14 protein-coding genes are annotated in these 13,759 nt (G+C 47.7%); 11 read left to right on the top strand and 3 right to left on the bottom strand.

Annotation, left to right across the window (positions count from 1 at the left end; translation table 11 throughout):
• Positions 1-212 precede the first annotated feature (212 nt).
• Both EKM87_RS11585 and EKM87_RS11580 read left to right on the top strand, forming a co-directional pair.
• The gene (locus tag EKM87_RS11585) at positions 213-1,415 is read left to right on the top strand and encodes an MFS transporter (RefSeq protein WP_125684886.1); all 1,203 of its coding nucleotides are present in this window, start codon (positions 213-215) and stop codon (positions 1,413-1,415) included.
• 486 nt (positions 1,416-1,901) lie between these two features.
• Complete coding sequence (locus EKM87_RS11580; RefSeq protein WP_125684884.1) at positions 1,902-2,408, top strand: hypothetical protein; 507 nt, start codon at positions 1,902-1,904, stop codon at positions 2,406-2,408.
• A gap of 134 nt (positions 2,409-2,542) precedes the next feature.
• Here EKM87_RS11580 and EKM87_RS11575 read toward each other — a convergent pair whose 3' ends face one another.
• A complete protein-coding gene (locus EKM87_RS11575; protein WP_125684882.1) occupies positions 2,543-2,743 on the bottom strand; it encodes a hypothetical protein in 201 nt (66 codons plus the stop codon).
• Between the two features lie 231 nt (positions 2,744-2,974).
• Between EKM87_RS11575 and EKM87_RS11570 the strand changes: the two genes are divergently transcribed.
• Positions 2,975-3,307: a nuclear transport factor 2 family protein gene (locus EKM87_RS11570; RefSeq protein WP_125684880.1), complete on the top strand. Its 333-nt coding sequence runs from the start codon at positions 2,975-2,977 to the stop codon at positions 3,305-3,307.
• Between the two features lie 508 nt (positions 3,308-3,815).
• Here the strand turns inward: EKM87_RS11570 and EKM87_RS12430 are convergent.
• Entirely contained in the window at positions 3,816-3,971 is a 156-nt protein-coding gene (locus tag EKM87_RS12430; protein ID WP_164506501.1) for a hypothetical protein, read from the bottom strand.
• 324 nt (positions 3,972-4,295) lie between these two features.
• Between EKM87_RS12430 and EKM87_RS11565 the strand changes: the two genes are divergently transcribed.
• From EKM87_RS11565 to EKM87_RS11540, 6 genes are all read left to right on the top strand, one after another.
• Complete coding sequence (locus EKM87_RS11565) at positions 4,296-5,156, top strand: AraC family transcriptional regulator (RefSeq protein ID WP_125684877.1); 861 nt, start codon at positions 4,296-4,298, stop codon at positions 5,154-5,156.
• A 132-nt stretch (positions 5,157-5,288) separates the two neighbouring features.
• Positions 5,289-6,920, top strand: coding sequence for an ABC-F family ATP-binding cassette domain-containing protein (locus EKM87_RS11560; RefSeq protein ID WP_125684875.1), 1,632 nt, complete (start codon positions 5,289-5,291; stop codon positions 6,918-6,920).
• A gap of 596 nt (positions 6,921-7,516) precedes the next feature.
• Positions 7,517-7,804 (top strand): type II toxin-antitoxin system RelB/DinJ family antitoxin, encoded by a 288-nt coding sequence (locus EKM87_RS11555; protein ID WP_125684873.1) that lies wholly within the window; start codon positions 7,517-7,519, stop codon positions 7,802-7,804.
• Positions 7,805-7,932: 128 nt separating this feature from the next.
• Positions 7,933-9,015: an immunoglobulin-like domain-containing protein gene (locus tag EKM87_RS11550; RefSeq protein ID WP_164506500.1), complete on the top strand. Its 1,083-nt coding sequence runs from the start codon at positions 7,933-7,935 to the stop codon at positions 9,013-9,015.
• Positions 9,016-9,156: 141 nt separating this feature from the next.
• The gene (locus EKM87_RS11545) at positions 9,157-10,242 is read left to right on the top strand and encodes an immunoglobulin-like domain-containing protein (RefSeq protein ID WP_164506499.1); all 1,086 of its coding nucleotides are present in this window, start codon (positions 9,157-9,159) and stop codon (positions 10,240-10,242) included.
• Between the two features lies 1 nt (position 10,243).
• Positions 10,244-10,864 (top strand): zinc ribbon domain-containing protein, encoded by a 621-nt coding sequence (locus tag EKM87_RS11540; RefSeq protein WP_125684867.1) that lies wholly within the window; start codon positions 10,244-10,246, stop codon positions 10,862-10,864.
• Positions 10,865-10,921: 57 nt separating this feature from the next.
• Here EKM87_RS11540 and EKM87_RS11535 read toward each other — a convergent pair whose 3' ends face one another.
• Complete coding sequence (locus EKM87_RS11535; protein ID WP_125684865.1) at positions 10,922-11,863, bottom strand: nucleoside hydrolase; 942 nt, start codon at positions 11,861-11,863, stop codon at positions 10,922-10,924.
• A 185-nt stretch (positions 11,864-12,048) separates the two neighbouring features.
• Between EKM87_RS11535 and EKM87_RS11530 the strand changes: the two genes are divergently transcribed.
• The gene (locus EKM87_RS11530) at positions 12,049-12,264 is read left to right on the top strand and encodes a hypothetical protein (RefSeq protein ID WP_125684863.1); all 216 of its coding nucleotides are present in this window, start codon (positions 12,049-12,051) and stop codon (positions 12,262-12,264) included.
• Positions 12,265-12,891: 627 nt separating this feature from the next.
• Entirely contained in the window at positions 12,892-13,674 is a 783-nt protein-coding gene (locus EKM87_RS11525; RefSeq protein WP_125684861.1) for an alpha/beta fold hydrolase, read from the top strand.
• The last annotated feature ends 85 nt before the right edge of the window (positions 13,675-13,759 follow it).

Below are 13,759 nucleotides of genomic sequence, written 5' to 3'. Positions count from 1 at the left end.
ATACCGCGGTGAAGCCGCTTAATCAAATCTACAAAAATTATAGTATTTCATCCGTCAACTTGACAGGGACTAGTACATTTATCTGGGCACTTTTATATTTCAATTAATACTAAAATTTCTCTGTGAAAATGAGCGTTTAATTAGACGATTTATATAGGTTATTGTTATCATGATAATATTGTCGAAAAAAACGAGAGAAGGGGTGAGCCGCCGTGACCAAGAAAACGAAGCGTGCCATTTTTATTTTAGTATTTAGTGAATTTTTAGTGTGTTTGGGGATTAGTTTGGTGATTCCAGTGATGCCATTCTTGAAGACGCAGTTGCATCTGACCGCAACGGACATGGGAATCATGAGTTCCCTGTTTGCCTTTGCCCAGTTCGTGGCCTCACCCCTGATTGGGCGGCTATCCGATAAGATTGGTCGGAAGCCAGTCCTGACGACCGGGCTGTTCCTATTCATGGTATCTGAAGTTCTGTTCGCGTTGACCAACCAGTTGTGGGTCTTCAACGTTTCACGGGTAATTGGTGGACTGTCTGCCGCAATGGTGGTCCCAACTGCCATGGCCTTGGCCGCAGATATTACGACGAAGCGGCAACGGGCACGGGTAATTGGCTGGCTGTCGGCTGCATTTAGCGGGGGCCTGATCCTGGGACCCGGAATCGGTGGTATCTTGGCTGGTATCAGCTACAAGACGCCTTTCTGGGCCGCCGGGGCCTTGGGCCTGATCAGTGCGATTGTGCTGATCAGTCTATTGCCTAGCGACGCTGAAACGCGGGCGGCAGCGGATACCTCTGAGGCGGCAACGCAACCAACGGCGCATCCAATGAGTCGGGCGTTCTGGACGGTGCCCATCATTATTCTGTTTACCATGATTTTGGTATCCTCATTTGGACTGCAAGGGTTTGAAAGTATCTACAGTATTTACGTCAACGAAGTCTTCCACTTTAGCTTGAGCAACATTGCGTTGGTGTTGACGCTGAACGGGTTGATTTCACTGTTCTTGCAGGTCGCGATGTTCGATACCCTGGTTAGCAAATGGGGCGAGCGGCGAGTCATCCGGGTGTGTTTCTTTCTGGGGGCAGTCTGTGTGATTTGGATTACGCAAGCTCATACCAAATTAGAAGTTATGATTGCCACATTGATCGTCTTCTCCGCCTTTGATTTACTCCGGCCAGCTATCACCACCTTGCTGACTAAGGCTAGTGAATCCAACCAAGGTCTGATCAACGGTTTGAACATGTCGTTGACTAGTGTGGGGAACATTGTTGGGCCCATCATGTCGGGGATGTTGCTGGATATGAACTCGCACTATCCTTACTTGGTCGTTTCGGTGTTCCTGGTGATCTCTTACCTGATGGCCTTTCTTCTGAAACGTCCCGAGAGTATGCAGCAGAAACAACCGTCTTCAAACTAGCGTTGTGGTCGGTGCTGGAATGGCCGCCTCCGGCCGGCAGGGCTGGTGCCCGCTGTGGGGACCGGAGCGAGCCAAAGGGCGGTCTCACTCCTCGACTTGAAACCACGCCCAGAGCGCGTGTTTCCAAGCTCGTCCCGTGGCGTAAGCTCGGAAAAATCACCGAACTAACGCCACTTTCACTGCGGGCACCAGCCCTGGCGCCCTGTGGCTACTGTTGCGAAAACCCGCAGCGATTAATTGGGTGGTTGTTTCAGCGGTAACTGGTACTCGGTTAAAAATAGATAATTAACGCTGAAAATTAAAACGTACAGTAAAGGCCCGGCATGCCGGGCCTTTACTGTATCCAGAAATTTCAATATTTCACTCTCAATTTCTGCTAATGACAAATTGTGTCACCCTAACTTTGTACAATGGTGTTTGGGTGGTGGGCAAGTACGAAGTCGTCTACCCAATAATACATAATTTGAGTTAGGGGTTAGTTCAGCAATGAAAATCAAAAATATTCTATTAACGACACTGGCGGCTGCGACCTTTGGTGGCGTTGCAGTAACCTTACCAACTGACACGGCTTCCGCGGCCAAGCTGACAGCAATGACTAGTTTTCCGAAAAATTTTCGGGGAACTTGGTATAACAAGGATAACGGTACGAGAACGAAGATCACCGCTAAGAAGTGGACTGATTACGATCCAGGTACCACCTCAGTTTTCAAGTTACACAAAATTAGTCGAAAAAAGGGGACCGATTCTTGGCTCTATGCATTCAAAAAATCCAATAATAATATTTATTATTCGTTTTGGCCAGAAGGCAAGAAGCCTAAGTTAAGTGCGTTTAATGAGATTAAATTTCATGAAAAGATTATCACCAAGACCTATCATGGCAAGAAAATCAAAGTGCTTAAGGAATATGGTGAGCGGGATACATTTGCTACCTTCGCCTACAAGACGAAGCAGCAATCTAAGCATCTGAAAGCCTACGAGTACTATGGTAATTAAAGCGATTGTTGAGTCGTTAAGCCTTACCGGGTTTACCTGGTAAGGCTTTTCTTAATGCACAGAAGGGAGGACACTGAAATTAAAAAGGCGATAGACATCATCCATCCGGATTTTGCCTACGCCCGCCATGTTAATTAGTGTTTCTGCGTTTTGAACTTCATAAAGCTAGCTTTCACGTACTCCGTTTCATCGTTCTTTTTATGAATGGCGATGAAGCCGTTACTATCTGGATAATCGATTTTTAAAATCTTTTTTCCATCCACCTTATATTGGTAAATGTTTGGATCGATTGCTTGCGCCCCTGTAGAATATTCAAAATAGACAATTTCATCCATGATTATCAATCCCCTTTACGGAAAGATTACGCCCTGGCCAGGTTCATTGCAAGAAGTAGTTTGGTGGCACGTCATTTAGACGGTGGAGACTTGCAGCTACCAGTAATGTGAGTTGCTGGCGAATCTAAATTAAAGAGCCAATTTGCTTGATAATGAAAACGGATTCTTGCATACTAAAGACACTTCAGGGGCTGAATGAATAATGCTCCCATACTTAAAGGAGAACCAACTATGGATGACTTAACTTTACCAACCGCAATTACGAATTTTATTACAACAACTAACGATGCTGATTCCGAGCAATTTGTCGCTCAGTTTGCACCGGATGCTTTTCTGGATGATTGGGGCAATGTTTACCGTGGTCCGGCGGAGATTGCTAAGTGGAATCAGACCGACAATATTGGTAAGGAATCCCAGTTTGCCTTACAGGACTTTACGCAGGACGATGCAACAACCTGGACGGTTCATCTGAACGTGACTGGTAAGGGATTCAACGGAGTTAGTCCGTTTCGGATGACCATCAAAAATGACTTATTGGCTAGCGTGGAAATTTTACCAGACTAGTTTTTTGATTCCGCCACCGAACGCCCTGGGCGTCCGGGAGCTACATTTGAGCTGACTGATAAAATTGACTTTGAGGACTAGTCAGGACCTCTTTGGTTAGCTGGTGGCAGGGTGACTCGCAATATTTGCTATTTAGCTGGGTAAATTGATATAGGTTAGTAAGCATGATTACCAATGCATAATGCGGGTGAGACTGACGCTAACGTCACGGTCAGTTTGGTCGCAATTATAACGATGTTGCGGGTGACAACTAACGTAGCCGGAGGTTGTCAGGGAGGGGGGCTGCTGTGTCGGTGGTGTTAGCTCGGGTCCTGCGAGCTTACAGCACGGAACGAGCTTGGAAACGCGCGGGTTGGGCGTGGTTTCAAGCCGAGGAGTGAGACCGCACTTTGGCTCGGTCCGGTCCCCACAGCAGCCCCCCTCCCTGACGGCCGGAGGACGGCACTTTAAGGTTTTGAACTACTAAACTAATGAAAAAGGGTTTGCGGCAAAAATACCGCAAACCCTTTTAAGTCCCCCAGTAGCCCCCAATGGCCATAGCATTCTCCAGAAGAAGCCAACGATGAATGCTCCCCCAAGCAAGCAACGTTGGTCGCGTGAAATCGTTGGAAAGTTTCAGTCGATCAGTCGTCCCCCAACGCTTGATCAATGCGGTCTGTTTCAATTGGTTAAATAGCCTGGTTACGGCCCACGCTATTTAAGAATGCGCTCGTGCTTGACCCCCAAGACCAAGCAGCGAACGTTTGCGGTCCTTGCAGACTACGGGCAACCTGACTGGCGGAAACATTTTAGTCCCTCACCGCATGTTGCAAGTTCATTGTACCGGGGATTGAATAATTGCATAATCCCGTAATATGATGATTAAATTACTAAATTTAACCATCTAGCGAGTAGACGTGGTATGCTAGATGAAAGAAATTGGTCTATTTAATAGACGTTGAAATGAAACCGTTTTCCACTTGCCGCGAACAGAAATGGGGGACCTGTCATGCCACGGCCTTATCATGAACGTTTGAATTTTAAAATGGCGTTGCCGTTACGGGTGATTTCGCACGGAACTGTTGGTCTGAAGCTGGTTTTACCACATTGGCATCAAGCAGTTGAATTGGCCTTTGCTTACAAAGGTCAGCCAGGAACCGTCCACATTGGTGGGTCAACCTACGAGATGCAACCGGAGCACCTCTACGTGATTAATTCAGAAGTGGTCCACAGTTATGAAACTTTTCTAGATGATGATAATCAGGTCATGACGCTCTTGCTACCGGCAGCCTGGTTGCGCAACGTGGTGGGTAACGAACAGTTACCAATTTGGGGGCCACTGGACTTAGACTTGAGCCAGGACGCGTATCAAGAGCTCGGCCGGGCCGTTCGTACGCTCGCCGCACGTGGCGGCGAAGAACCCGCTGACCAAGCGGATTACCTAGCGAGTTTAGGTGCGGAGTATCAATTGGTGGGTCAGTTGTTAAAACGGCTAACTGTTAATGGTCAGGTTAATAGTGACCAGTTACCGCTACCGCAACCGCTACGTCAGGCCGTTACGGAGATTCAGGAAAAGTACAGCCAAGCGGTGTCGATTGCTGAGTTGGCAGAGCGGCTCAACTACTCCAGTGTTTATTTTTCCCGGTACTTTAAAGAATACATGGGGATCTCACCCAAGGCCTATCTCGGGCAAATTCGGTTAGAACGGGCGACCCAGCTGTTGATGACGTCGCAAGAATCCATCCAGAGCATTGCCCTCAAGACGGGGTTTCGGACGGAGAAAAACTTCTTTGTGACGTTTAAGCAGCGTTTCCAGATGACCCCGAAATCTTACCGGGAACGTTACGCCGCCCAACAGACCTGGACGTAGCGTAAGCGTTGCTTGTCGCTTGGTTTTATGGTAAACTACCCTAACATGTCATAACGAATATAAGTTGAAACCAACGTTGCCGTTAATCAGACGCGTTGGTTTTTTACGCACAAATCACAGGAGGTATCGTTCATGTTAACCGTCAGTAATGTCAGTATGCAGTTCTCCGACCGGAAGCTCTACGACGATGTAAATCTTAAGTTCACCCCGGGGAATTGTTATGGGGTCATTGGCGCTAACGGCGCTGGGAAATCCACTTTCCTGAAGATCATCGAAGGTAAGTTGAAGCCCACGACCGGGAACGTCTCCATGGGACCAAACGAGCGGATGTCTAGTTTGAACCAAGATCACTTCGCTTTTGAAGATGAAAAGGTAATGGACACGGTCATTCGGGGTCACCAAAAGCTCTACGATATCATGACTGAAAAGAACGCCATCTACATGAAGCCTGATTTCAGTGACGCCGACGGACTCCGTGCGGCTGAACTGGAAGGTGAATTCGGTGAAATGGGCGGTTGGGAAGCCGAATCTGAAGCTTCCCAAATGTTACAAGCGCTGGGTATCGACGAGTCCTTGCACCAGGTCTTGATGAGTGAATTGACTGAATCACAAAAGGTGAAAGTTCTGTTGGGTCAAGCTTTGTTTGGTCATCCCGACGTCTTACTCTTGGATGAACCGACCAACGGGTTGGATGTACAATCCATTAGTTGGTTGGAAAACTTCCTGGCGGATTACGAAAACACCGTCATTGTGGTTTCCCATGACCGGCATTTCTTGAACCAGGTCTGCACGAACATGTGTGACGTGGACTTTGGGAAAATTACGTTGTTCGTTGGGAACTACGACTTCTGGATGGAATCTAGTGAGTTAGCTGCCCAATTGAAGGCTAACGCGAACGCCAAGAAGGCCGACCAAATCAAGCAGTTGCAAGACTTCGTGGCGCGGTTCAGTGCCAACGCCTCCAAGTCTAAGCAGGCTACTTCGCGGAAGAAGCAGTTGGAAAAGATTACCTTGGACGACATCAAGCCTTCTTCACGGAAGTACCCCTTCATCAAGTTCAACCCAGAACGGGAACTTGGTAACGACCTCCTGCGGGTGGAACACGTTTCTAAGGCGATTGATGGCGTCACGATTTTGGATGACGTGAGCTTCACGTTACGGCCAGGCGAAAAGACGGCTTTCATTAGCCGGAACGACTTGACCACCACGACGTTGATGCAGATCATCGCTGGTGAAATGGAACCAGATAGTGGGAACGTTGTGTGGGGTCAAACGACCAGCACGACTTACCTGCCAAAGAACGTCAACGACTACTTTGCTGAAAACCAGCTGTCCGTCATTGACTGGTTGCGGCAATTTGCTTCCAAGGAAGAGAGTGACAACACCTTCTTACGTGGCTTCTTAGGGAAGATGCTCTTCTCTGGGGATGATGTGAACCGGGAAGTCGACGTGATGTCCGGGGGCGAAAAGGTCCGGGCAATGCTTTCCAAGATGATGTTGAGTAAGGCCAACGTCCTGTTACTGGACGACCCAACTAACCATTTGGACCTGGAATCCATTACGTCATTGAACGATAGCTTGGTTTCATTTACGGGCAGTATCATCTACACATCCCATGACCACGAGTTCATCCAAACGATTGCCAACCGGATCATCGAAGTGAGTCCTAAGGGCATCGTTGACCGGGCAGATACCACTTATGACGAATTCTTGAATCACAAACAAGTTCAGGAACAAGTCGCTGCACTTTACGATGAAAAATAAGCTTTAACATTCATAGACGTCTGACACCACGACGGTAGCCTTAAGGCTGACGGGACGGGGGGACAGGCGTCTTTTTTTGGTTATCTAAAAGTCGAAAGCACTGAAACACCCACTATGTCTGATACAACCAGGATTGAATCAGACGTGGTGGGAAATTGCTGCGTTACCGTTCGCCAAATTTGGACCGGAACGCGGTGGGCAGGACGGGACAAGCCGAAAGGCGGTCTTGCCCCTCGCTTGAAGCCGTAAAGCACGTCTTCAAGCCGCCATTTTCAAGAAAATCGCTTGAAAATCCCACGGCTGAGTCCAGATTCGGCTCGCTCTCGACTACCTAGTGGTGCGGCAATAATATTGCGTAAGTGCTGTCATTCAGGCATTTAAGCTAGCTTAGTTTCCAAAAAACCGTTCAACCGGAGGTGTTCCCCACTGCAGGTGGGTGGCGATTAGATGACCCGCATTGCCGATTCACCGACAAATAATTGAATATCTTAATGGCTGACGACCCTAAAACGATAACGGTTGTCTGACCCTATAAGGCCATGCTAAAGTTGGCTTGCAGGTGAGGTTAGGTAGACTTTTATGAAGGAGTGACGAGTATGAACCATTCAGAACTGAACATCAATCAACCGGAACACCTTGATGTGGCGTTAGTTGCCGGCCTAAAAGAACAAGCAACCAAAGTATATGCGCAGTACGACATGAGTCTGACCACGGCCATCAATTTATTTCTACAACAGTCCGTGGCGGACGGTTCCCTGCCGTTTGACGTTGAGCTTTCTAAACAAGCGTTGCGTCAGGAAGTTGAACGAGAGGCGAAGATGGGCGAGACACAGACCTTTGCGTCGGTCGAGGAACTGTGGCAGGATTTGAACGATAATCAGTAGGTGAGATGAGACTGATTAATATATCCAACTACTTTATTATTAAAAAGTTTCGGTTTGTAAAAACCGTGGTAGCCGCCATCATTTAGCATGCAGTATACTGTTAAATGAATCTATTGGAGGCTATACATATGCAAGTATCTGGGAAACTATGGTTAGCGTTGGCTGTTGTCCTGGTTCCATTGGCTTTTGGACAAACAGCTCAAGCTGCGACTAAGACACCAGTCACGATTTATAAGACTAGTTTTAACCTAATGACTAGTCCTAAATCATCGAAAGTTAAGCATCGTGGCAAAACCTATGCTAAAAAAGTTTTGTGGACCACGAAGAAGGCTAGCTATCAGGGACGAGTATATTATCGATTAACTGATAAAAAGAGAAATTTAGGGTACATTCGATCAACCGCGTTGGCCAAGATCAGCAAGCCTAAGTTACATTTTAAAAGTGATACGATTGAACAAGATAGCAAGTTTAATCCTAATACGTTAACATACACTTACACGCGATCAGATAAGGTCCATATCAAAGCAACGAGTCACGTTAATACTAAAGTTCCTGGTAACTATACGGTTCAATATCACGTGACTGATACTGCCGGGTATAACTTTAATGTGCGTCGTGCGATTGCTGTAAAACAGATTAAGCTGACGGGAATTAAGAACCCCAATTTTACCGATCCCGATTTCGGTATTTATCAAACTTCCGATGCCGGTAGTACGTTACAGTTAGAACCACTCTTTAGTTTCGTACCAACGGTTAAGCATGCTGTTCGTTGGCAAAGTTCGGACAGTCGCGTGGCAAGTGTCAATAGCAACGGTAAAGTATCGTTTAACCAGGATGGGGTGGCAACGATTCAAGCCTCATTCGCTGGTCAGAATTTTAAGACCCCCGTTTTAGTGACGTCTAGCTCTAACCTAACATTTGGCAAGAATGATGGGTCAACTGTTGACTATGGTGCTGAGCACACGTGGGTTAATTGGACCCACGTTGCTGGTCATACCTATGTAGGACAGTGGGCAACGAACGGTACTGATTTTACTTATTTGGATGGTGAAAATGAGTCAATCGAAGAGAATCCGTATGATCCTCAGGTTGACCTCTATGATTTGGTAGGTAACTTCACGCCGGACAGTATATTTGGCAGCAAGCGGTCTATTATCGTCGAAACCAAAGATAATAGTGGCGCACTCCATCAGTACGTTGGTAATTATTAAGCGGATTTTCAGGGACAGGCTGAGGCTTGTCCCTTTTTCTTTCAATAAGTAAGAATCTGAGATTGTCAAACGGACAATATTCAACTATCATAATTAATGATCGGTTTAGTGGTTGAAAGATTGTTTTGGAAGGAGTCCCACATGAATAAGGGCGTCAAATTCTGGTTAGCAGTGGTTATCGGGTTCATGGGCATGGGGGTTAGTTACCCGGCCCAAGCCGCCACGGAAAAGCCGGTGGTCATTCGTAACACCCGCGTGAACTTACTGAAGAGTCCTCGGTCAACGGCAGTTAAGCATCGTGGCAAAACTTACAGTAAGCAGATCCTCTGGGTGACGAAACGGGTGCGCAGCAAGGGGTATACATATTATCGATTAACGAATCATCACCAAAATTTAGGCTACATTCGGGCTAACGCTACGACTAAGGTTCAACGGCCCCAGTTAACGTTTAAACGGCGATCAGTCCAGCAAGACACGATTTTTAAACCACTAGCGGGCAAGCAACTCCGGGTTACCCGACCGGATAAGGTTCAGGTAACGGCTACTAGTCACGTGAATACCAAAGTTCCCGGTAAATACCCGGTGACTTACCACGTCACGGATACGGCTGGCTATCGCTTCAACATGAAGCGGTCGGTGAAAGTACGTAAGCTGTCCTTGGACGCTCTGGCAACCTCGTGGTTTGACGACAACAAGGGTGAATACCAAATCGTGAAACCGGGACAGAAGGCGGACGTGGAAATTTATTACGATGATGATACAACAGTCAGCCATCCCGTAGTCTGGGGCAGTACAAATTCAGCGGTTGCCACAGTCGATCAGCGAGGCAACGTGACGCCAATCGCTGATGGAATGACCTTGATTACGGCAACGTTCAACGGCAAGACCTTGCGGGTCCCATTGTTGGTGAATAGTGGAAAACAACTTTCTATGAGCAGTACGGACCAACTTGCCACTTTAAGTGAGAAGAATGGCGAAGCTGTGTTGCGGTTTAAGCAGAGCCCCGAGCAGAAATTGCAGGGACTCTGGGTCGCCAACCAACGGTACTTTATGTATAGCAACGGTCATCAGGACAGCATCGGTGGCGGCAACAATGTCACCACGTTGTATCTGGATGGCTACGATTTATTTGCAACGGATATTTCTGCACCACAGCACGTTATTGTTCAAACTAAGGACGTAACGGGGGCAGAACACCATTACGTTAGTGATATAGTGGGGTATTAAAATGACACAGGAAAAATTCTGTCCGCAATGCGGAACCAAGTTGCCAGCAGACGCGGTCTTTTGCCGAAACTGCGGGTACAAATTTAGTGAACAGCCACAGACGCCACAGCAGACGCAACCAACACCGACGCCTCAGCCAACGTCAACTTCAACGAATCGCTGGGCATTTCTCAATAATCCCAATTTTAAGAAGTGGGCCACCATTGGTGGGGTTGTGATTGGCCTGGCTCTCGTGGTGATTATTACCATGAATGTTATCTTTCAAAAACAACAGGAAGCTAAGCAAAAGGCTGAACAAGCTTCAATTGCCCGGGTCAGTCGTTCAAGGTCGTCCAGTGAATCTAAAATACAGTCAACGGAACGGCGGCTGTCTAAGGATGCGGTTGATGTCGTCACCAACATGATTCAAGATGATTTTGACTTGGATGCTGAGGCGACAGATGTCACCGTTGAGCGGCACACGGGTGGGGACCATTATTCAGGTTACGCATCCGTTGAAGATGATTACGGCGATAGTACGTCTGTGGATATTAACATTACTGATGTGAAGTATGAAAAATCTGTTTCAGTTGAGATTCCAGATACGTCGAAGCTATATGATGAATTCGATAGTAACGACTAAAAAAGCTGACCAGCTGGGTCAGCTTTTTTGCTGGATTTCATCTAAAAGTTAGGGATGCTAGTCATCTGCTAAGATGGCGAGGTCATCAATATGTTGGAAGAACGCATCGTGATCGACCTGAGTAACTAGCGTGACGGGGCGACCATCCGGCGTTTCAAAGGTTCGACCGCGACCGGGGCCGGTAGTCAGTACGTCACTCATGACCTGTTTAGTCGTGACGGTAGCTGGGAATTCGCTAGCCACCGTGTTGAGAACATCCCATAAGAAGTAGGTGGAATTGGTCTCAAAATGTTGGAGAGCGGGAACCAGCGCATAGCCTTGGCCAATGAAATCAATGGCTGGGTGTTGACGCAGTTGGGCCCAGTGTTGGCGAATAGCCGGAGTCAATGGTACCTGACGGGTACTTTCGAGTCCAACCATTTGAATCGGAATTTGGCTGTCCCAAACGGTTTTAACGGCTTCGGGGTCCCAGTAGGCGTTCCATTCTGTGGTACCATCTTGCTCGGGTTCGGCGACGTTACCGCGCCCATCAAACGTGCCACCCATCCAGTATAGGCGGTCAATTTTCTCGGCGATGCTGGAATCAGATTCCAAAGCCCGAGCCAGATCGGTCAAAGGACCAGTCATCACCAGGGTAGTGGGGCCGTCGGTGGCTTGGACCTTAGCTACTAAGTCTAAATGGGCGGGTTGCGCTGCCACCGGTGTATGTACGGTGCCGGCTTCGTTCAAGATTGGCAAGGCATCTAAACTAAAAGCGTCTAATCGCCATTCCTTAGGGAAGGGATGCACGCCGCGGGAATCAGAAGCGGCGACGTCCAGCTGTTCGCCATGACCAAACCGGTCAATGATTTTGCGACTGGCGGCTAAGGCAGGTTCCAGGTACGAGTCGGCACCAACGACACCCACACCGGTCAGGTGGACGTCTTTCATTTGGAGCAATAACAGTAAGGAAACTAGGTCATCAACACTACCATCATGGTTAAAATAGACGTTACGCATAAATATAGTCATCCTCCGATATACGAATATTAATAAGGGACTGCCATTTGATAGTTCTTATTTTAACGAATCACTGAAGACGTTGCAAGTAATGTTGTTAGTTGATTTAGTTAGACTTAAGGAAACCGCCGTATACTAGGAACCATGGTCAAGGTATCCGATTGATCAGAAAGGATGAAGTTTACATGCAACCAAGTCGTAAAGGGCCCAAACATTGGTTGGCCTTAGTCGTTGCCGGGATGATATTATTCGCCGGCGGTGGTGGCACGGGGTACCTGCTCGGCCAACAACAGGCCAAATCAGCACAAACGACCCAGATGAAAAACGCGCCTAAGGGCATGAGTGGCAAACCATCCGGGGCTCCGAAAGGCATGCCAAGTAAAACTAGCAGTAGTAATTAACGAACATTAATCGTAAATCCCTAAGGACTTAAAGATGAATTGTTTGGTTCAATCCAGTGTTAGCAAGTATAGCTACTGCTGAATTGGCCGCACTCCGGAGGCCAGGGATTCTGTCCGCTGTGGGGGCGCTTCAGACTGGAAAAGCACCAGGCTTCTCGCTCGATTTGAAGCCACGAAAAATCCGTGTCTTCAAAGTCGCCCGTGCTGTATGCTGGAAAATCGCCAGCTAACACCACCTCCACGGCTGACGCCATCCCTGGCCTCCTCCGGCTCTGATTGTGGTTTAACATGATCACCGCTGTAGGATGTATGCGTGCCACTTTTTATGAGACTAACTGATAACAGGGTTTAGTTGGTAGAGAAATAGGCCACCAGTGACGGCTCAGCCTGTGTCATTCCGGTCCGGCCACACCGGTTTGCCTGCTAAAATCAGTGTCATGACAAGCAAGATTGGGTTTTAAAAATCATCAAGCTTCAGGTAGATTACTTCTAAAAGCAGCCTCGGTATACCTAGTTAGGTTTACCGGGGCTGTTTTATGTGTGATTTTTGCAGCAATTTTTCACAGTAAGTTGACCCGCCTCCAACATAGCCGTACACTAAATTTCGACGAAGAGGGGGAAACAACGATGAAGTTTACAACCAACGATGGCGTTCAACTCGCCTTCGATGACCAGGGAACTGGAACCCCGGTCGTGATTCTGACCGGAATCGGGGGAAGCCGGGTTATTTGGGAAAATCAAGTTGAGCACCTGTTAGCTCAAGGCTACCGGGTAATCAACGTGGATGCCCGCAACCAAGGGGCCTCTGCCCACACGTTTAAGGGCCGGCGAATTACGCGGCATGCGATGGATCTGGCAGAGTTGTTGGATCACTTGAACGTACAAGATGTTATTTTATTAGGAAATTCAATGGGCGCGGCCACAATTTTTGCTTATGTTTCCTTATTTGGAACGGCTAAGGTTCAGGCCGTCATTGACGTTGATCAAAGTCCCAAGATGGTGGCTGATGCTGACTGGTCATTTGGATTCAAGAATCTTACCTGGGAACAATTTCCCACGTTATTACGTGAACCACTTGGGAAAGCGACGGCCAGTCGAATCAGTGATGCCACGTTTGCTAAGGTTCAGGCGATCAACGCTCAGTATCCTTACGATGCGGAATTGAATTATCCACTGTTGGTCGACCATGCCGCCCAGGATTGGCGAGATGTTTTGCTTCAATTAAAAGTGCCATTGCTGATTGTGGCCGGTGAGGAGTCACCATACTTTAATCCAAAATTCGCAGCGGTCTGCGCGAACCTGGCTCCTCATGGAACGGCAAAGGTTGTCGCTCACGCCGGGCACATCGTCATGGCTGAACAGCCAGCGGCTTTTAACCAGGTGCTGGATGACTTTTTGGGAAAACTGTAGGAAGAATGGGGAGTGTCAAATTTTTTGTGTAAATGGAAGTCCTCTCCCATTAGCTAGCTTCTAATACATGGATTCTAACGTATCT

The sequence above is a fragment of the Levilactobacillus yonginensis genome, assembly GCF_003946265.1.
GTDB classification, from domain to species: domain Bacteria; phylum Bacillota; class Bacilli; order Lactobacillales; family Lactobacillaceae; genus Levilactobacillus; species Levilactobacillus yonginensis.
Note: the sequence above shows the minus strand (reverse complement) of the source record. Positions and strands in the feature narration are given on the sequence as shown.